The organism is Nocardia sp. NPDC052316 (assembly GCF_044547795.1).
Lineage (GTDB): Bacteria > Actinomycetota > Actinomycetes > Mycobacteriales > Mycobacteriaceae > Nocardia.
In genome coordinates this window covers 877,440-896,650 of the sequence record NZ_JBIUBB010000002.1, presented here as the reverse complement: position 1 = coordinate 896,650, position 19,211 = coordinate 877,440, and the positions used below count along the sequence as shown (strand labels likewise).

Sequence of the window (19,211 nt, the reverse complement as noted above, 5' to 3'; positions counted from 1 at the left end):
GCCGCTACGGCAAGCAGCAGTACTCGGGCGGTCAGGCGGCACTACCCGTTCAGGCGGGTATGGGACGACGAGCGCGGGGGCGTAATGGCAAGCTGGCGGCATGGTGATCGAAGGATGAGTCGCGGTGTGTTGGTGAGCGGGGCCTCGCGGGGGATCGGACGGGCGGTTGCCTTGGCGTTCGCGGAGATCGGCGATCGGGTGGCAGTGCACTACTCGTCGAGCCAGGCCGATGGTGCGGAAACCTTGCGTGGTCTGCCAGGGGAGGGGCATGTGCTCGTCAGCGGGAACATCGGCTCCCCGGATGCGGTTGCCGGGATCGTCGACGCGGCAATCGCAGGACTGGGTACGGTCGATGTGCTCGTCAACAATGCGGCCGTCAATATCGCACATCCCGTGGCCGACACCGACTATGCCGAGTGGCAGCGGACATGGCGAGAAACCATGGACGTCAACGTGTTCGGGACGGCCAACATGTCCTACTGCGTAGCCCGGCACATGATCGACAACGGTATCGCCGGACGGATAGTGAACATCGGCTCGCGCGGCGCATTCCGCGGCGAACCCGAGTACACCGGCTACGGCGCCAGCAAAGCCGCTGTCCACGCCCTCGGCCAATCCCTCGCCGTAGAACTGGCCCCACACGGCATCGCAGTAGCCTCGGTCGCCCCCGGTTTCGTCGCAACCGAACGCGTCGCCCACCGCGTCACCGACGAAGTCCGCGCCCAAAGCCCCTTCGGCCGCGTAGCCACCCCCGCCGAAATAGCCTCAGCCGTCCGCTATCTCGCCTCCCCCGAAGCCACCTGGACCTCCGGCTCCGTCCTGAACGTCAACGGAGCCTCCTACTTGCACTGACCCGACCGGGCCACCTGGGGCTCGAACACCGAAACGGCCTGTCGCCAAGGGGATTGCGACGTGGAATGATCGCATGCATGACAGTGCCGGGTCGGGTGGCGTTGGTGACCGGGAGTTCACGCGGGCTGGGTAGCGCTATTGCGCAGCGGCTGGCCGCGGACGGGTTGGCTGTCGCTGTCAACGGTATGCGCGAGGAGAAGGCGCAGGCGGTTGTCCGGACTATCCGCGACAACGGCGGTGTCGCCGAGGCATTCCCGGCCGACGTCACCGACGGAGATCAGGTGCGCGAACTCGTCGCCGCGGTCACCGACCGCCTCGGACCGATCGACGTACTGGTCTTGAATGCGACCGGACCGCAGCCCGAGGCGCCGTTGACCGACGTCGCCTGGGCCGACCATCTGGCACAACTGGACTTCTTCGTGAAAAGCCCGATCCTGCTCGCGCACCACATAATCCCGGGTATGCAGGAACGCCGCTACGGCCGAATCGTGCACATAGACTCCGAAGTAGCCGACCGCCCACCCGTCGGCGCCTCGGCTTACGTCACCGCCAAACACGCCCAAATCGGCCTCACCCGCAGCTGGGCCCGCGAACTCGCCCCCTTCGGCATCACCGTCAACACCGTCGCCCCCGGTTTCGTGCCGGTCGAACGCCACGCCGAAGTCGCCGCGGCCACCCGAGCCGCCTACCTCGCCACCGTCCCTGTCGGCCGCATGGGAATCCCTGATGACATCGCGGCCGCCGTCAGCTTCTTCGCCTCGCTGGCAGCCTCTTTCGTCACCGGCCAGCGCCTCGTCATCGACGGCGGCCGCTCTTTGCACGCCTGAGTACGGCCCGGCAGTTACCTGGAGAGTTCTCCAGTCTCCGCGCGGAGGGTAGCAAGGGTCAGGCGCGCAACCGCCCAACCCACGCCGGCCCCTACCGCCCATCCGACCAGAACATCGGTTGGCCAATGCGCTCCGAGATAGACCATCGCAACACCGATGAACAGGACAACCACCGCGAGCGGCGCGGCAGCCCAACGCCGATGCCCTGCCGACCAAGGCAGAACCAGGTAGCAAGCAACCACCACGGCCGCCGTCATCGCCGCGATGGTCGACGGCATGGACAATCCGCCGACCTGAACTACGACCAGATCCCCGGACGGGCGCTCTCGCTGCACCATCTCCTTGAACACACTGGCGACCAGCAACGCCCCCACGCCCGCGACAGCGACCGTAACTCCTTGCCACCACCAACGTTTCACGACTACCACGATCACCCCCACCACCCCGACCGCGACCATGACCGCAGGACTCGCCCCGATATCCATCGCCCACCGCGCCAGCGACGTCAACGTCGGCGTCCGATGCTCGGACAACCAGCGCAGGACATCCAGATCCACACTCACCGTGCACATTCTGCCCGTCGCAGACCATGTCCGAGTGGCAGGCTGCCGCACACCCGATAAACGGGCACGGTGACGAACATTCGGCATCGCCTATGAGGCTTTGCCACACCGCCTGCACGCCGTCGGCGCACTGGAGCGCGGCGCATAGCTGAGGGCGGTTCGGTCGGGCGGACCGCCGAACCCGGACAGGACGAGCAGGACAACGAACGGCAGTGCGAGGCCCGCCACGCCGAACAGCACCGGACGCGGGCCTGCCAGTCCGATCAACGCACCGGTGCAGGCGAGGGCGAGCATGCGGACGGTGGCCGTCGCCGCCGTGCTCGCGGCGATCACGCGGCCGCGCACAGCATCTGGGGTGCGGCGCTGCCGTGTCGTGGCCACGACTATGAATCCGAGTGCTGACGCACCGTCGAGCACCAGTACCGTCGCCGCCAGCCACAGCGGAGCGTCGAACAGGGCGAGCGCGCCGACCGCGCCACCGTTGACCGACAGCGCCGCTGCCAGCAGAAGCGGCCATGGGGCGGCGTCGCAGAATCGCGCAAGCACCAAGCTGCTCACCAGACCGCCGACGCCCGCCGCTGACACGATGAGCCCCGTTGTGAGCGGTGTCAGGCGCAGCTCGTCGTCGGCACGCACCAGCAACGGCAGCAACGCCGCCGCCGCGAGCAGGTGCAGGTAGCACGCGCTCGCCAGCAGCACAGCTTGCGCCCGGTCCCGCCGTATCAGCCGCAGCCCGGCGAGTACGGAGTCGCCGTGGGAGTCTTCCTCTCCTGGAACGTTCTTCGGCAACCGGGCCAGCAGCAGGGCCGACGCCACGAAGCTCACCGCGTTGACCACGCACGCCACCAACGGCCCGAGCGCCTGCAGCAGCCAGCCACCCGCGGCCGGTCCCGTCAGTGTCGCCGCGGCGTCCGAGCCTTCCACCAAACCGTTGGCGCGCATCAGGTCTCGATCTGCGACAAGGCTGGGTAGGTAGCTGCTCGCCGCCGCGTGGAATACCGCGTCGCCGACCCCGGTGACCAGCGCGAGCAGCACCAGCGGCACCCACCGAGCCCCGCCGAACAGCACCTCGGCACCGATAGCGACGAACGCGACGGCCCGGACGACGTCCGCAGACACCATCAGGCTCTTGCGTTCTCGGCGATCCACCACGGCACCGACGTGCAGCGCGGCCAGGACTTGCGGCAGTTGCGCCGCCGCGCCGACGAACCCCGCCGTGACCGCGGACCCGGACGCCGCGAGCACGGCCAGCGGCAGCACAACGTCGGTGACACGGTCACCGAGGATGCTCAGCGCCCGTGCGGCGAGGAAATACGGCAGCGGTTTTCGCATACCCGTCCGTCTGCTCTTGCGCGCATCGAGTGAGCGAAGTCCAGGTCTGCGCGTGGCGTCGAATGCGTCTGCCGCACACCCGACAAACGGGTATGCGGCAGACGCGGAACAACTCTCAGCGGACGAAGGTCGACGCCCGGTCGGCGAGATCGAGCAGCATCTGCGGGAAGATGCCGAGAACGACGGTTGCGCCGGCACCGAAGGTGACGACCGTGGTGGTGAGGAACGGGGCGACCACGACGGGCGCGTCCGTGGGTGGGTCGGTGAAGAACATCAGGACGATGACCCGGATGTAGAAGAAAGCGGCGATGGCGCTGCAGATGACGCCGACGATCACCAGGAAGGAGGCGTCGCCTGCGGCCGCGGCTTCGAAAACGGCGAACTTGCTGACGAATCCACTGGTCAACGGCAGACCGGCGAAGGAGAGCAGGAACAGGGCGAAGACGCTGGCGAGCCAGGGGGAGCGGCGGCCGAGACCGGCCCATTGGGACAGAGTGGTGGCTTCGTCGCCCGCGGCGTCCCGGACGAGGCTGACGACGGCGAACGCGCCGACGGTGCCGAGACCGTAGGCCACCAGGTAGAACAGGATGGCCGAGACGCCCTTGTCGTTGGCGGCGACCAGACCGGTCAGGATGAAACCGGCGTGAGCCACCGACGAATACGCGAGCATCCGCTTGACGTCGGTCTGCGTGATCGCCATGACGGCGCCGACGGCCATGGTGGCGATGGCGATGGCGGCGAGCACCGGGCGCCAGTCGTCGCGCAGTCCGGGCACCGCGATCTGCAGCACCCGCAACAACGCACCGACTGCCGCGATCTTGGTAGCGGCGGCCATGAACGCGGTAATCGGTGTCGGCGCACCCTGATACACGTCGGGCACCCACGACTGGAACGGCACCGTGCCGATCTTGAACAGCAGCCCTACCGCGAGCATCGCCACGCCGAGCAGCGCGAGCAGCGCGTTATCCGGGTGCTCGGCGATGGCATCGGCGATCCCGGCCAACTGCACCGTGCCCGCCTGCCCGTACAGCAGCGCGACACCGTAGAGGAAGAACGCCGACGAGAACGCGCCGAGCAGGAAGTACTTCAGCGCCGCTTCCTGGGACAGCAGCCGCTTGCGCCGGGCCAGCCCGCACAGCAGATACAGCGGCAGCGACAGCACCTCGAGCGCGACGAACATGGTGAGCAGATCATTCGACGCGGGGAACAGCAGCAGCCCGCCGACCGCGAGCAGCGTCAGCGGGAACACCTCGGTGGTCGCGATTCCGGCCCGCAGCGCGGTCCGCTCCATCGCGCTCCCCGGCACCGAAGACGCCTGCGGGGTAAAGGCATCGACCCCGCGTCCGAGCGTCGCCGCGGCCACACTCCAGGTGCCGGGGCCGCTGCGCGCCTCGACCCGCGGTTCGGCGCCGCGCTCGGCCATGAACAGCACCCCGAGGATCGCCACCACCAGGATGGTGCCCTGCAGGAACAGCGTGACCCCGTCGACGGCGACCGCGCCGACCATCGCGGTGCCCTCGCGCCCGGCGAGCAGCACCACCGCGACCAGCGCGGCCACCAGACCGGCGAGGCTCAGCAGCAGCTGCGTGCCGAACCGGAACCGCCGACCCATGAACGCCTCGACCAGCACGCTGATCACACCGGCACCGAGGATGATCAGCATCGGTGAAAGCAGGCTGTATTCGATGCTCGGAGCCGGAATCGTCGCGGCGAGGGTTGTTCCGTAGTCCAAGGAAGTCACTTAGGCCGTCCTCGAGAAGGTGATCATCGTGGCGAGCAGACCCGCGACGACGAGAGCGATGGCGACGCGAACACTGATGCGACTCATTTGTGGACACCTCCGGAATGTTCGGCCTTACCCGCCTCGGGCAGCGTGGGCACCGCGGGCGCGGGATCGTGCTTGCCGATAGTGACCAAAGTCTGGCTCACCGCGGGATTGATGAAGTCCAGGATCGGTTTCGGATAGACGCCGAAGAACAGCAGCGCCGCGATCAACGGCACCACCACCGCGAGTTCGCGGGGCACCAGATCGTGGATGTGTTCGTTGCCCTCCTTGACCGGGCCGGTCATCATCCGCTGGTAGAGCCACAGCACGTACAGCGCCGCGAGCACCAGCGCACCGGTCGCGACGATCGCGGCGAACTGGTAGCGGCTGAAGGTGCCGACCAGCACCAGGAATTCGCTGATGAACGGCGCGAGCCCGGGCAGCGACAGGGTGGCAAGACCCGCGATGAAGAAGCTGCCCGCCATGACCGGCGCCACCTTCTGCACGCCGCCGAAGTCGGCGATGAGCCGAGTACCGCGGCGCGACACCAGAAATCCGGCGATCAGGAACAGCGCGGCGGTGGAGATGCCGTGGTTGATCATGTACAGCGTCGCACCGGTCTGCCCCTGACTGGTCATCGCGAAGATGCCGAGGATGATGAACCCGAAGTGGGAGATCGAGGTGTAGGCGATCAACCGCATCACGTCGGTCTGCCCGATGGCAAGCAGCGCACCGTAGATGATGCCGATCACCGCGAGGGTGATCACCAGTGGCGCATAGGTACTCGACGCGTCGGGGAACAGCATCAGGCAGTAGCGCAGCATGCCGAAGGTGCCGACCTTGTCGACCACCGCCATCATCAGCACCGCGCTCGACGGGGTCGCGGCGACGGCGGCGTCGGGCAGCCAGGTGTGCAGCGGCCACAGCGGCGCCTTCACCGCGAAGGCGAACATGAAGCCGAGGAACAGCGCGTTGAGCACCGCGGGTGCGGCGCCGAGCTGTCCGGAGTTGGCGGCGGCGACCACCGTGCGGAAGTCGAAGGTGCCCGCCGAGTCCGCGCCGAGTCCGTTGCGCGCGGTGACCACGTACAACCCGATCACCGCGGCCAGCATGATCAGCCCGCCGAACAGGTTGTACAGCAGGAACTTCACCGCCGCGCGCGAGCGCTGCTGGCGCAACTCCACATTCGCCGACCGCGGTCCGAAGCCACCGATGAGGAAGTACATCGGGATCAGCATGGCCTCGAAGAACACGTAGAACAGCAGAATGTCGAGCGAGACAAAGGAGATCAGCACCATCGCCTCGACCAGCAGCGTCAGCGCGACGTAGGTGTGCGACACCCGCCGCCCGCTGCCGACCTCGCGCTCGTCGTGCCAGCCCGCCAGCATCAGCAGCGGCACCAGCGCGGTGGTGAGCAGCACCAGCACCAGCGCGATCCCGTCGACGCCGACGGTGTATCCGGCGCCGAAGGCCGGTATCCACTCGTGGTCCTCGACGAACTGGTACTGCTCGCCACCGGGTTCGAAGCGCACCGCGAGCACGACGGCGAACGCCAGCACCGCGATCGATACCACCAGCGCGACCCAGCGCGCGAGCAGTCGTTGCGCGGCGGGCAGCGCCAGTACGACGACCGCGCCGATGACAGGCGCCAACCACAACGTGGTCAACCAGGGAAAGTCCTTCACCACAACCTCACCGCCAGCAGGGCGGCAGCCACCAGGGCCGCGCCGGTGAACATGGACAGGGCATACGACCGCACGAATCCGGTCTGTACCCGCCGGATTCGAGCGGACAGACCACCGATCAGCGCGGCCGTCCCGTTGACGATCCCGTCGATGCCCCGGTTGTCGAGGAACACCAGCGCACGGGTCAGATAGCTGCCCGGACGCATGAAGGCCGCCTCGTTGACCGCGTCACCGTAGAGGTCCTTGCGGGCCGCGACGGTCAATGCGGAGACGGCGGCCGGTGCGCGCTCGGGGATGTCGCGCTGCGCGTACTGGTAGTAGGCGATGCCGACACCGACCGCGACCACGGTCAGCGCGAGCGCGGTCACGACAGCCGCCGGCACGACATGCTCGCCGTGATGCACGCCGACAACCGGCGCGAGCCAGTTCTGCAGCGAGGCACCGAACGCGAACAGCGCACCCGCGGCGACCGATCCGATGGCGAGCAGGATCATCGGCCCGGTCATCACCGCGGGCGCTTCGTGCGGATGGGTGTCGGGCTTCCAGCGGCGTTCACCGAAGAACGTCATGATCATCACCCGCGTCATGTAGAACGCGGTGATCCCGGCACCGAGCAACGTCACCGTGCCGAGCACCAGACCGCTGACGCCGCCCTGGTTGAACGCCACCTCGATGATCTTGTCCTTGGAGAAGAACCCGGCGAACGGCGGCACACCGATGATGGCGAGGTAGCCGAGCCCGAAGGTGACATAGGTGATCGGCAGTAGTTTGCGCAGTCCGCCGTAGCGGCGCATGTCGGTCTCGTCGTCCATCGCGTGCATCACCGAACCGGCCCCGAGGAACAGCCCGGCCTTGAAGAACCCGTGCGTGAGCAGATGCATGATGGCGAAGGCGTACCCTGCCGGGCCGAGGCCCGCGGCCAGCACCATGTAACCGATCTGGCTCATGGTCGAGGCGGCGAGGGCCTTCTTGATGTCGTCCTTGGCGCAGCCGACGATCGCGCCGAACAGCAGCGTCACCGCGCCGACGAGCACGACGCCGAGCCGCGCGTCCGGTGCCAGGTCGAAGATCGGACCCGACCGCGCGATCAGGTACACACCCGCGGTGACCATGGTGGCCGCGTGGATGAGCGCCGACACCGGGGTCGGGCCCTCCATCGCGTCCCCGAGCCAGGATTGCAGCGGCACCTGCGCGGACTTACCGCACGCGGCGAGCAGCAGCAGCAACCCGATTGCGGTGAGCGTGCCCTCTCCGGCCTGCGGCGCGCCCGCGAACACGTCGGTGAAGTTGATCGACCCGAACGTGGAGAACATGACGAACATGGCGATCGCCAGCCCCATGTCACCGACCCGGTTGACCACGAACGCCTTCTTGGCCGCGGTGGCCGCCGATGGCTTGTGGTGCCAGAACCCGATCAGCAGGTAGGACGCCAAACCGACGCCTTCCCAGCCGAGGTAGAGCACCAGGTAGTTGTTCGCCAGCACCAGCAGCAGCATGGCCGCCAGGAACAGGTTGAGGTAGCCGAAGAATCGGCGCCGTCCCGGGTCGTGGCTCATGTAGCCGATGGAGTAGAGGTGGATCAGCGAGCCGACGCCGGTGATCAGCAGCGCGAAACACATGGACAGCTGGTCGAGTTGGAGGCTGAAGTCGGCTTGCAGCCCGGCCACCGGCACCCAGCTGAACAGGTCGGTGTGGATGCCGCGCTGGTCGGTGTCGCGGCCGAGCATGTCGAAGAAGCCGATCCCGGCGACCACGAAGGCGGCCAGCGCCAGCGCGGTGCCGAGCAGGTGGCCCCATTTGTCGCTGAAACGGCCGGTGAGCAGAAGGAATATCGCACCTGCGAGCGGCAGGGCGGGCATGAGCCAGAGCGTCGCTGTACCCATATCAGAACTTCAACAGGTTGGCGTCGTCGACCGAGGTCGAGCGGCGGGCGCGGAAGATGGTCATGATGATGGCAAGCCCGACAACGACTTCGGCCGCAGCGACCACCATGGTGAAGAACGCGAACACCTGACCGTCCAGGTTCGCGTGCAACCTGGCGAAGGTGACGAACGCGAGGTTCACCGCGTTGAGCATCAGCTCGATGCACATGAACACCACGATGGCGTTGCGCCGCAGCAGCACGCCGGCCGCGCCGATCGTGAACAGCAGGGCGGACAGGAACAGGTAGTTCTGGGGATTCACCGGTTGCCTTCCTCGTCGCGCTGGTTCTCGGTCGCGACCGAGGTAGCGGGTGCTTCGGTCGCGGACGCGACCGCGTTGCCGGGTGCCGCGGTCGTCGACGCGGCCGGCGTGACGGCCGCCTCGGCGAGCGCCCTGGTCCGGCGGTGCCGCAGGATGGTGCTGACCGAGAGTTCCTCGAAGGAGCCGTCGGGCAGCCTGGCCGGAATGTCGACCGCGTTGTGCCTGGCGTAGACGCCCGGCGTCGGCAGTGGGGTGGCCCGGTGGCCTGCCTCGCGGAACCGGCGCACCGACATCTCGCGCTGCCCGATCCGCGGCCCGAACTGTTCGCGGTGCGCGAGCACCATCGCGCCGATGGTCGCGGTGATCAGCAGCGCGCCGGTGAGCTCGAAGGCCCACACGTAGCGCACGAAGATCAGTTCGGCCAGTTCGCCGATCACGTCGCGGCCCGCGAAACCGGTTGCCGGGAAGCTGATCTCGGATTCCCGGATGCCGCGGGCGATACCGCTGATCAACAGCATGCCGAAGCCGACGCCGACCGCCGCCGCGGCGAGCTGCTGCCCGCGCAGGTTCTCTTTCAGCGATTCGGCGGAGTCGACACCGACCAGCATCAGCACGAACAGGAACAGCATCATGACCGCGCCGGTGTAGACGACGATCTGCACGACGCCGAGAAACAGTGCGTCCTGGGCCATGTAGAACACGGCGAGCACGATCATGGTGGCGGCCAGGCAGATCGCCGAGTGCACGGCCTTGCGGGCGAACACCATGCCGAGTGCGCCGACCACGGCCAGCGGCGCGAGCACCCAGAAGTTCACCGCCTCGCCGGTCCCGGTCCGGGTGAGTGGCTCGGCGGCCACAATCAGTGCGTTCACCGCGACCCTCCTTCCACGCCCACCGCGGCGGGCTCCTTCGGGCTCTCGGGCTCGGCTGATCCGTTGCCGCCGTTGGTTTCCTGCGCACTACCGGGCACATTGCCGCGGTAGTAGTCGCCCTCGTCGGCCCCGGGGTACATGGCGTGCGGCGGGGCGGACATGCCCGGCTGCAGCGGCACCAGCAGCCGGTCCTTCTCGTAGATCAGGCCCGCGCGGTTGTCGTCGGTCATCTCGTAGTCGTTGGTCATGGTCAACGCGCGCGTCGGGCACGCCTCGATGCACAGCCCGCAACCGATGCAGCGCAGGTAATTGATCTGGTAGACCTGCCCGTACCGTTCACCCGGCGAGAAGCGTTCGGTCTCGGTGTTGTCCGCGCCTTCGACGTAGATCGCGTCGGCGGGGCAGGCCCAGGCGCACAGCTCGCAGCCGATGCACTTCTCCAGCCCGTCCGGGTGCCGGTTGAGCTGATGGCGCCCGTGGTAGCGCGGCGCGGTCGGCACCTTCTGCTCCGGATAGAACTCGGTGTTCGGCTTCTTGAACATGGTCGCCGCGGTCACCGCGAACCCGGCCAGCGGGTCGAAGAGTCCCGACTTGGCCACCTCGCGGGGACGGTCGGGCAGCGGCGGTGTCGGGAAGCCGAGGAACACCGCGGAATCCGCGGTCGGGGCGGCCGGGACCGGCTCGGCGGGCGGCGGGGCGCCACCCTTGCGCCCGGCCCGCAGGAACATCCACACCATCAGCCCGGAGACCAGCAGGCCGCCGATGACGAGCGCCGGCGTCTGGATCTCGTAGCCCTCCGCCTGCAGCACGCGAGCGGTGGCGACCAGCATCACCCAGAGCAGCGAAGCCGGAATGAGCAGCTTCCAGCCGAGGTTCATGAACTGGTCGTAGCGCAGGCGCGGCAGCGTGCCGCGCAGCCAGATGAACACGAACAGGAACATCCAGACCTTGGCGGTGAACCACAGCACCGGCCACCAGCCGCTGTTCGCGCCGTCCCACATGTTCAACGGCCACGGCGCGTGCCAGCCACCCAGGAACAGGGTGGTGGCCAGCGCGGAAACCGTTGCCATGTTGATGTATTCGGCCATCATGAACATGGCGAACTTCAGCGAGGAGTACTCGGTGTGGAAGCCGCCGACCAGCTCACCCTCGGCCTCGGGCAGGTCGAACGGAGCCCGGTTGGTCTCGCCGACCATGGACACGCAGTAGATCAGGAACGACGGCAGCAGCAGGAAGACGTACCAGGTGCCGTCCTGTGCGGCCACGATGCCCGAGGTGGACATGGTGCCGGTGAGCAGGAACACGGTGGCGAAGCACAGTGCCATCGCGATCTCATAGGAGATCACCTGCGCGGTCGAGCGCAGTCCGCCGAGCAGCGGGTAGGTGGAACCCGACGACCACCCGGCGAGCACGATCCCGTACACGCCGATCGAGGTGATCGCCAGAATGTAGAGCACCGCCACCGGCAGATCGGTGAGCTGCAACGCGGTCTGGTGCCCGAAGACCGAGACCTCCGGGCCGAACGGGATCACCGCGAACGCCATTACGGCCGGGATCAGCGAGATGATCGGCGCCATGATGAAGACCGGCTTGTCCACGATGGCCGGGATGATGTCTTCCTTGAGCGCCATCTTCACGCCGTCGGCGATGCTCTGCAGCATGCCGTACGGGCCGATCCGGTTCGGGCCGATGCGCATCTGCATGCGCGCCACGATCTTTCGCTCCGCGACCACCGCGATCATCGGGGTGAGCAACAGGAACACGAAGATGGCGAGAGACTTTCCGATCACGAGCCAGAGTGGGTCGTGGCCGAACAAGGAGAGATCACTCATGCCGGTGCTCCTTCATCCTGTCGTCGGCGCGCCGCAGCGCCACGATGCCGCCGGGCTGGGTGGCCAACTGTTCGGCGATCGAGCTGCCCGGTGAGTGGTGCGGCAGCCAGACCACCCGGTCGGGCAGGTCGGTGATCACCAGCGGCAGCGTGACGGTGCCGTGCTCGCTGGCGACGGTCACGTGATCGTCGGTGGCGGCGCCGATTTCGGCGGCCGTCGCGGGGGACAGCCGGGCCACCGGGGTACGGGCGATGCCCGCCAGATTGGGTTCGCCCTCTTGCAGGCGGCCCAGGTCGAGCAGCATGCGCCAGCTGGCCAGCACCGCGGTGCCGGGTCCCGGCTGGGTCAGCGGGTGCGGACGGTGCGCGGGCGCCGCGACGGGGGCGCCGTCCCAGGCGCCGAGTTCGGCGAGTTCGGCGCGGGCCGCTTCGGTGTTCGGCAGGCCGAGGCGCACCTTCATCTCGTCGGCGATCGCTTGCAGCACGCGCTGATCCGACAGCGGGGCGGGCTGGCGGCGCACCATGTCGTCGCCGAGTGCGGCGGCGAACGGGCGTGGCCTGCCCTCCCAGGTGCGGAAGGTGCCGGACTTCTCCATCGCGGTGGCGACCGGGAACACGACGTCGGCCCGGTCGGTGACCGCGCTGTGCCGCTGTTCCAGGCTGACCACGAACCGGGCGGCATCGATGGCCGCCAGCGCGCCGCGCGGGTCCGGCAGGTCGGCGACGTCGACGCCGCCGATCACCAGTGCGCCGAGACCGGGTGCGGCCTCCAGGATGGCTGCGGTATCGCGCCCGGCCGTGACCGGCAGATCCGGCACGTTCCACACGGTCCGAACCTGTTGGCGGGCCGAGGGATCCACCACCGGACGACCACCCGGCAGCAGGCCGGGCAGCGCACCGGCCTCGACCGCGCCACGCTCACCGGCCCGGCGCGGCACCCAGGCCAGCGCGGCACCGGTCTCGTCGGCGAGCCGGACCGCGGCCGAGAGCGCACCGGCGATGCCCGCCATCCGCTCACCGACCATGATCACCGCGCCCGGTTCGCGCAGCAGGCGCCCGACATCGGCGATCTGGGTGGGATCGGCGCCGGGCGTCGCGGTGTCGCCGCTGCGGATGGCGTCGAGCAGATGCGGCTCGGCACCCGGCATGGCTTGCATCAGCTTGCCCGACATCCGATCCAGCCCACGGGAGGAGTACGGCGCGAGGGAGTAGATCGGCATGCGACGCTTGCGCGCGGTCTTGCGCAGCCGCAGATACACGATCGGTGACTCTTCCTCCGGCTCGAACCCGACGAGCAGGACGATCGGCGCGGTCTCCAGGTTCTCGTAGCTGACGGTCATGCCCTGGCCCGCGACACGCGCGGCGAGGAAGTCGGCCTCCTCGGCCGAGTGCTCCCTGGCCCGGAAGTCGACGTCGTTGGTGCCCAACGCGATTCGCGCGAACTTGGCGTAGGTGTAGGCGTCCTCTTCGGTGACCCGCCCACCCACCAGCACGCCCGCGCTGCCGAACGCGGCCGCCAGCCCCTCCGCGGCCGCGGCGAGCGCCTCGGACCAGGAGGCGGGCGCCAGCTTGCCGTCCCAGCCGCGGACCAGCGGCGTGGTGAGGCGGTCGCGTTCGGTCGCGTAGGCGAAGGCCCAGCGTCCCTTGTCGCAGTTCCATTCCTCGTTGACCTGCGGATCGTCGCCGGCCAACCGGCGAAGCACCTTGCCGCGGCGGTGGTCGGTGCGCTGCGCGCACCCGGACGCGCAGTGCTCACACACATTCGGGCTGGAGACCAGATCGAACGGGCGGGCGCGGAACCGGTAGCTGGTGCCGGTCAGCGCGCCGACCGGGCAGATCTGCACGGTGTTGCCGGAGAAGTAGGAATCCAGCGGCTCGGCCTGTCCGGTGCCGACCTGTTGCAGCGCACCGCGTTCCAGCAGTTCGATGAACGGGTCACCGGCGACCTGCTGGGAGAAACGGGTGCAGCGCGCGCACAGCACGCAGCGTTCCCGGTCCAGCAGCACCGCGGTGGACAGCGGAATCGGCTTGGGGTAGGTGCGCTTTTCGCCCTCGAAACGGGACTCGGCGCGGCCGGTGGACATCGCCTGGTTCTGCAGCGGGCATTCACCGCCCTTGTCGCAGACCGGGCAGTCGAGCGGGTGGTTAATGAGCAGCAGCTCCATCACACCCTCTTGCGCCTTGTCGGCCACCGCGGAGGTGAGCTGGGTGCGCACCACCATGCCGTCGGTGACGGTCATGGTGCACGACGCGACCGGCTTGCGCTGGCCCTCGACCTCGACGATGCACTGGCGGCAGGCCCCGACCGGGTCGAGCAGCGGGTGGTCGCAGAAGCGCGGAATCTGGATGCCGATCAGCTCGGCGGCCCGGATCACCAGCGTGCCCGCGGGCACACTCACCGTCGTGTCGTCGATGGTGACGCTGACCAGATCGGCGGGGACGACCCCGCTGGCGTTCGTGTTCACCGTGGCGGTCATCGCACTCCTTCCGTTTCTCGAAGATCCGCGCCTTCGTCTCTGGCCCACGCGGTGCAGCGCGCCGGATCGAACGGACACCCCTGCCCGAGGTGAGCGACGTACTCGTCGCGGAAGTACTTCAGCGACGAGACAATCGGGCTCGCCGCACCGTCGCCGAGCGCGCAGAACGACTTGCCGTTGATGGTGTCGCTGATGTCGAGCAGCTTGTCCAGGTCGGCTTCGGTGCCGCGCCCCGATTCGATCCGCTGCAACAGTTGGACCAGCCAGTACGTGCCTTCCCGGCACGGCGTGCACTTGCCGCAGGATTCGTGCATGTAGAACTCGGTCCAGCGCAGCACCGCGCGTACCACGCAGGTGGTGTCGTCGAAGATCTGTAAGGCCTTGGTGCCCAACATGGATCCGGCGGCGGCGACGCCCTCGTAGTCGAGCGGCACGTCGAGGTGGGCGTCGGTGAACAGCGGGGTGGACGAGCCACCGGGCGTCCAGAACTTCACCGTGTGCCCCTCGCGAACGCCGCCGGCGTAGCCGAGCAGCTCCCGCAGGGTGACCCCGAGCGGCGCCTCGTACTGGCCGGGCCGCTTGACGTGCCCCGACAGCGAGTACAGCGTGAAGCCGGGGGACTTCTCGGTGCCCATCGAGCGGAACCAGGCGGTGCCGTTGAGGATGATCGGCGGCACGCTGGCGATGGACTCCACGTTGTTCACCACGGTCGGGCAGGCGTAGAGACCCGCGACGGCGGGGAACGGCGGACGCAGCCGGGGCTGCCCGCGACGACCCTCGAGCGAGTCGAGCAGCGCGGTCTCCTCACCGCAGATGTAGGCGCCCGCGCCTGCGTGCACGATGAGTTCGAGGTCGTAGCCGGAGCCAAGGATGTTGCGGCCGAGGAAGCCTGCCTCGTAGGCCTGCGCGACGGCGGCATGCAGCCTGCGCAGCACCGGCACCACTTCACCGCGCAGGTAGATGAACGCGTGTGCCGCGCGGATGGCGTAGGAGCCGATGATGATGCCCTCGATCAGCGCGTGCGGGCTCGACAACATCAACGGAATGTCTTTGCAGGTACCGGGTTCGGACTCGTCGGCATTGACCACCATGTAGTGCGGTTTGCTGACGCCGTCCGGGCCCGCGCCCTGCGGGATGAAGCTCCACTTCATGCCCGTCGGGAAGCCCGCGCCGCCGCGGCCGCGCAGCCCCGCGTCCTTGACGGTCTGGATGACCTGGTCCGGCTCCATCGACAGCGCCTTGCGCAGCGCCTGGTAGCCGTCGTGGCGACGGTAGGTGTCCATCGTCCACGACTGCGGGTCATCCCAGTACCTGGTGAGTACGGGAGTCAGTGTCATCTCAGGCGCCCTCCGAATTCTGTTGCGGCGCTGCGCTTTCAGCGTTTTCCCTGGCGACCCGGAGTCCGGCCAGGGTGGCCTCGCCCGCCGCGCCGTCGAGCACGCCGGGGCGCTCGTCGGGGAAGCCGGCGAGGATGCGCGCGGTCTCCTTGAACGTGCACAGCGGCGCACCGCGGGTCGGCGTCATCTGCTGACCCGCGCGCAGCGAATCCACCAGGGCCCGAGCCGATTCCGGGGTCTGGTTGTCGAAGAACTCCCAGTTGACCATGACCACCGGGGCGAAATCGCAGGCCGCGTTGCATTCGATGTGCTCGAGGGTGACCTTCCCGTCGGCGGTGGTGTCGCCGTGGCCGATGCCGAGATGCCGCTCCAGCGTGGCGAGGATGGCGTCGCCGCCCATCACCGCGCACAGCGTGTTGGTGCACACGCCGACGTGGTAGTCGCCGGTCGGGGTGCGCCGGTACATCGAGTAGAAGGTGGCCACCGCAGTGACCTCGGCGCCGGTCAAACCAAGTTGGTCGGCGCAGAAGTCGATGCCGGTGCCGGTGACGCAGCCCTCCTCGGCCTGCACCAGGTGCAGCAGCGGCAGCAACGCCGACCGCGGCTCCGGGTAGCGCGCGATGATCTCCTTGGCATCCAGCTCCAGCCGTTCGCGCACGAACGGCTGATACGGCTCGGGCCGGGTGGTGAGCCGCAGCAGGATTGCGGTGCCGGTGTCCGCCGGTATGCGGTCGATACTCATGACTGCTCCTCGCTGGCGATGGCGCGCTCGCTCATCGGTCCACTCCGCCCATGACCGGGTCGATGCTGGCGACCGCGGCGATCACGTCGGCGACCATGCCGCCCTCGCACGTCGCCGCCACCGCTTGCAGATTGGTGAAGGAGGGATCGCGGTAGTGCACCCGGTAGGGCCGGGTGCCGCCGTCGCTGACCATGTGCACGCCGAGCTCGCCGCGCGGTGACTCGACGGCGGCGTACACCTGACCGGCCGGCACCCGGATACCCTCGGTGACCAGCTTGAAGTGGTGGATGAGGCCCTCCATGGACGTGCCCATGATCTTGCCGATGTGCTTGGGGGAGTTGCCGAGTCCGTCCGGGCCGAGTTGCAGGTCGGCGGGCCAGGCGATCTTCTTGTCGTCGACCATCACCGGGCCGGGGCGCAGCTTGTCCAAGCACTGCTCGACGATCTTGAGCGACTCCTTCATCTCGTCCACCCGGATCACGTAGCGGCCGTAGCAGTCACAGCCCGTGGTGGTGGGGATGTCGAACTCGTAGTTCTCGTAACCGCAGTACGGCTGCGACTTGCGCAGGTCGTGCGGCAGGCCGGTGGCGCGCAGTACCGGGCCGGTGATCCCGAGGGCCATGCAGCCCTGCAGGTTCAGGTAGCCGATGTCCTGGGTGCGGGCCTTCCAGATCGGGTTCGAGGTGAGCAGCTGCTCCATGTCGCGCAACCGCTTCGGCATCAAATCCAGCAGTTCCCGGACTTTGCTGACGCCGTCGTCGGGCAGGTCCTGGGCCAGGCCGCCCGGCCGGATGTAGGCGTGGTTCATCCGCAGACCGGTGATGGTCTCGAAGACGTCGAGGATCAGTTCGCGTTCCCGGAAACCGAACAGCATCGGAGTGAGCGCGCCGAGCTCCATGCCGCCGGTGGCCAGCGCCACCAGGTGCGAGGAGATCCGGTTCAGCTCCATCAGCATCACCCGAATGATGTTGACCCGCTCCGGGATCGCGTCGGTGATGTCGAGCAGCTTCTCCACGGCCAGGCAGTACGCCGTCTCGTTGAAGAACGGCGACAGGTAGTCCATCCGGGTGACGAAGGTGACGCCCTGGGTCCAGTTGCGGAACTCCAGGTTCTTCTCGATGCCGGTGTGCAGGTAGCCGATGCCGCAGCGCGCCTCGGTGACGGTCTCGCCCTCGATCTCGAGGATGAGCCGCAGCACGCCGTGCGTGGACGGGTGCTGCGGGCCCATGTTGACGACGATGCGTTCCTCGCCCGCGCCGCGCAGGGAGTCGGCGACCTCTTCCCAGTCCTGGCCGGCGACGGTGACCACAGTCGGTTCCGGCCCAGCGTCGCCTGCGACGTCGGGCCGGGTGTCTGTCTCGTTCAGCCCACCCGTCGCCCGGCCGCCACCCCTCACGGAATCGCTTCGCGATGCACTCATTAGTTGTAAGCCCTCCGCTCGTCGGGCGGCGGTATCCGCGCGCCCTTGTACTCGACCGGGATCCCGCCGAGCGGGTAGTCCTTGCGCTGGGGGTGGCCGTTCCAGTCGTCGGGCATCAGGATTCGAGTGAGCGAGGGGTGCCCGTCGAAGAGAATGCCGAAGAAGTCGTAGGTTTCCCGCTCGTGCCAGTCGGTGGTCGGGTACACCCCGAACAGCGAGGGAATGTGCGGGTCGGCGTCGGGGGCGGACACCTCGACGCGCAGCCTGCGGTTGTGCGTGATCGACATGAGCGGGTACACCGCGTGCAGTTCGCGGCCCGCGTCCTCGGGGTAGTGCACGCCGCTGACACCGAGGCACAGCTCGAAACGCAGTGCGGGATGGTCACGCAACACCTGGGCGACGGTCACCAGGTGCTCACGGTGCACGTGCAGGGTGAGTTCGCCGCGGAAGACGACGATCTTCTCCAGCACGGTCTCGAGCCGGGTGCCCGCCGCGTCGAGTGCGCCGCGCAAGGCGTCGACGATCTCGTCGAAGTAGCCGCCGTAGGGCGCCGGTGTGCTGCCTGGCAGGGTGACCGGGCGGACCAGTCCGCCGTAGCCGGAGGTGTCGCCGGTGCCGGTGACGCCGAACATGCCGCGGCGCACGCCGATCACCTCGGCGCCAGCGGCTTGCTGATCGTCCTCGCTGGGCAGCGTGCCCTCCGGCCCTGCCGTCGCCGCCGCGTCGATTTCGTCGTGCGCGGTGGTGGTGTTGTCGGGGGAGTCGAATGTCATCGCAGCAGACCCTCCATCCGGATGGTCGGGGTGGAGGCGAGCGCGGCTGCCTCGGCGGCTTTCACGGCCTCTTCGCGATTGACCCCCAGCGGCATCTCCTGAATCTTGGCGTGCAGTGCCAGAATCGCGTTCAGCAGCATCTCCGGGCGCGGCGGGCAGCCGGGCAGGTAGATGTCGACCGGCACCACGTGGTCCACGCCCTGCACGATGGCGTAGTTGTTGAACATGCCGCCCGAGGACGCGCACACACCCATGGCGAGCACCCATTTCGGCTCGGTCATCTGGTCGTAGACCTGGCGCAGCACCGGCGCCATCTTGTTGCTGACCCGGCCCGCGACGATCATCAGATCGGCCTGCCGCGGCGAGGCGCGGAACGCCTCCATGCCGAAGCGGGCGATGTCGAAACGGCCTGCGCCGGTGGCCATCATCTCGATGGCGCAGCAGGCCAGACCGAAGGTGGCGGGCCACAGCGAGCCCTTACGCAGATAACCGGCGAAATCCTCTACCGTGCTCAGCAGGAAACCGCTGGGCAGCTTTTCCTCTAACCCCAT

The 19,211-nt window shown here is 68.2% G+C and carries 16 protein-coding genes; 2 read left to right on the top strand and 14 right to left on the bottom strand.

Going from position 1 to position 19,211, the window contains the following annotated elements; genetic code table 11:
* Positions 1-114 precede the first annotated feature (114 nt).
* Positions 115-852, top strand: a complete 738-nt coding sequence (locus ACIHA7_RS10850) for an SDR family NAD(P)-dependent oxidoreductase (RefSeq protein ID WP_397287977.1) — start codon at positions 115-117, stop codon at positions 850-852.
* A gap of 77 nt (positions 853-929) precedes the next feature.
* Positions 930-1,679 carry an SDR family NAD(P)-dependent oxidoreductase gene (locus ACIHA7_RS10845; protein WP_397287975.1) on the top strand — a complete coding sequence of 250 codons (750 nt, stop codon included), beginning with the start codon at positions 930-932 and terminating at the stop codon, positions 1,677-1,679.
* Between the two features lie 14 nt (positions 1,680-1,693).
* Here the strand turns inward: ACIHA7_RS10845 and ACIHA7_RS10840 are convergent, their stop codons facing one another.
* The 14 genes from ACIHA7_RS10840 to ACIHA7_RS10775 form a co-directional block, all read right to left on the bottom strand.
* Entirely contained in the window at positions 1,694-2,242 is a 549-nt protein-coding gene (locus ACIHA7_RS10840; RefSeq protein ID WP_397287973.1) for a phosphatase PAP2 family protein, read from the bottom strand.
* A 90-nt stretch (positions 2,243-2,332) separates the two neighbouring features.
* Complete coding sequence (locus ACIHA7_RS10835) at positions 2,333-3,574, bottom strand: MFS transporter (protein WP_397287971.1); 1,242 nt, start codon at positions 3,572-3,574, stop codon at positions 2,333-2,335.
* A gap of 115 nt (positions 3,575-3,689) precedes the next feature.
* Positions 3,690-5,315: an NADH-quinone oxidoreductase subunit NuoN gene (gene nuoN, locus ACIHA7_RS10830; protein WP_397287969.1), complete on the bottom strand. Its 1,626-nt coding sequence runs from the start codon at positions 5,313-5,315 to the stop codon at positions 3,690-3,692.
* An 83-nt stretch (positions 5,316-5,398) separates the two neighbouring features.
* On the bottom strand, positions 5,399-7,024 hold the full coding sequence (locus tag ACIHA7_RS10825; RefSeq protein ID WP_397287966.1) for an NADH-quinone oxidoreductase subunit M: 1,626 nt from the start codon (positions 7,022-7,024) through the stop codon (positions 5,399-5,401).
* Positions 7,021-8,907 (bottom strand): NADH-quinone oxidoreductase subunit L, encoded by a 1,887-nt coding sequence (nuoL, locus tag ACIHA7_RS10820; RefSeq protein WP_397287964.1) that lies wholly within the window; start codon positions 8,905-8,907, stop codon positions 7,021-7,023. The genes ACIHA7_RS10825 and nuoL overlap by 4 nt, the downstream gene beginning before the upstream one ends.
* A 1-nt stretch (position 8,908) precedes the next feature.
* Positions 8,909-9,208 (bottom strand): NADH-quinone oxidoreductase subunit NuoK, encoded by a 300-nt coding sequence (gene nuoK / locus ACIHA7_RS10815; RefSeq protein WP_107656630.1) that lies wholly within the window; start codon positions 9,206-9,208, stop codon positions 8,909-8,911.
* Positions 9,205-10,080, bottom strand: coding sequence for an NADH-quinone oxidoreductase subunit J (locus tag ACIHA7_RS10810; RefSeq protein ID WP_397287961.1), 876 nt, complete (start codon positions 10,078-10,080; stop codon positions 9,205-9,207). The genes nuoK and ACIHA7_RS10810 overlap by 4 nt, the downstream gene beginning before the upstream one ends.
* Positions 10,077-11,912, bottom strand: coding sequence for an NADH-quinone oxidoreductase subunit NuoH (gene nuoH / locus ACIHA7_RS10805; protein WP_397287959.1), 1,836 nt, complete (start codon positions 11,910-11,912; stop codon positions 10,077-10,079). Before nuoH ends, ACIHA7_RS10810 begins: the two co-directional genes overlap by 4 nt.
* Complete coding sequence (locus ACIHA7_RS10800; RefSeq protein ID WP_397287957.1) at positions 11,905-14,388, bottom strand: NADH-quinone oxidoreductase subunit G; 2,484 nt, start codon at positions 14,386-14,388, stop codon at positions 11,905-11,907. Before ACIHA7_RS10800 ends, nuoH begins: the two co-directional genes overlap by 8 nt.
* Positions 14,385-15,725: an NADH-quinone oxidoreductase subunit NuoF gene (gene nuoF / locus ACIHA7_RS10795; protein ID WP_397287954.1), complete on the bottom strand. Its 1,341-nt coding sequence runs from the start codon at positions 15,723-15,725 to the stop codon at positions 14,385-14,387. The genes ACIHA7_RS10800 and nuoF overlap by 4 nt, the downstream gene beginning before the upstream one ends.
* 1 nt (position 15,726) lies before the next feature.
* The gene (gene nuoE / locus ACIHA7_RS10790) at positions 15,727-16,467 is read right to left on the bottom strand and encodes an NADH-quinone oxidoreductase subunit NuoE (RefSeq protein ID WP_397287952.1); all 741 of its coding nucleotides are present in this window, start codon (positions 16,465-16,467) and stop codon (positions 15,727-15,729) included.
* 31 nt (positions 16,468-16,498) lie between these two features.
* Positions 16,499-17,887 (bottom strand): NADH dehydrogenase (quinone) subunit D, encoded by a 1,389-nt coding sequence (gene nuoD, locus ACIHA7_RS10785; protein ID WP_397287950.1) that lies wholly within the window; start codon positions 17,885-17,887, stop codon positions 16,499-16,501.
* On the bottom strand, positions 17,887-18,660 hold the full coding sequence (locus ACIHA7_RS10780; RefSeq protein ID WP_397287948.1) for an NADH-quinone oxidoreductase subunit C: 774 nt from the start codon (positions 18,658-18,660) through the stop codon (positions 17,887-17,889). Before ACIHA7_RS10780 ends, nuoD begins: the two co-directional genes overlap by 1 nt.
* Complete coding sequence (locus ACIHA7_RS10775; RefSeq protein ID WP_135230999.1) at positions 18,657-19,211, bottom strand: NADH-quinone oxidoreductase subunit B family protein; 555 nt, start codon at positions 19,209-19,211, stop codon at positions 18,657-18,659. Before ACIHA7_RS10775 ends, ACIHA7_RS10780 begins: the two co-directional genes overlap by 4 nt.

Bases quoted from the DNA above. Each gene is read 5' to 3' on its own strand.
- ACIHA7_RS10835 (WP_397287971.1), bottom strand. From the start codon at position 3,574: ATGCGAAAACCGCTGCCGTATTTCCTCGCCGCACGGGCGCTGAGCATC.
- ACIHA7_RS10850 (WP_397287977.1), top strand. From the start codon at position 115: ATGAGTCGCGGTGTGTTGGTGAGCGGGGCCTCGCGGGGGATCGGACGG.
- ACIHA7_RS10845 (WP_397287975.1), top strand. From the start codon at position 930: ATGACAGTGCCGGGTCGGGTGGCGTTGGTGACCGGGAGTTCACGCGGG.
- ACIHA7_RS10775 (WP_135230999.1), bottom strand. From the start codon at position 19,211: ATGGGGTTAGAGGAAAAGCTGCCCAGCGGTTTCCTGCTGAGCACGGTA.
- ACIHA7_RS10780 (WP_397287948.1), bottom strand. From the start codon at position 18,660: ATGACATTCGACTCCCCCGACAACACCACCACCGCGCACGACGAAATC.
- nuoF (WP_397287954.1), bottom strand. From the start codon at position 15,725: ATGACACTGACTCCCGTACTCACCAGGTACTGGGATGACCCGCAGTCG.
- nuoE (WP_397287952.1), bottom strand. From the start codon at position 16,467: ATGAGTATCGACCGCATACCGGCGGACACCGGCACCGCAATCCTGCTG.
- nuoL (WP_397287964.1), bottom strand. From the start codon at position 8,907: ATGGGTACAGCGACGCTCTGGCTCATGCCCGCCCTGCCGCTCGCAGGT.
- nuoH (WP_397287959.1), bottom strand. From the start codon at position 11,912: ATGAGTGATCTCTCCTTGTTCGGCCACGACCCACTCTGGCTCGTGATC.
- nuoD (WP_397287950.1), bottom strand. From the start codon at position 17,887: ATGAGTGCATCGCGAAGCGATTCCGTGAGGGGTGGCGGCCGGGCGACG.
- ACIHA7_RS10800 (WP_397287957.1), bottom strand. From the start codon at position 14,388: ATGACCGCCACGGTGAACACGAACGCCAGCGGGGTCGTCCCCGCCGAT.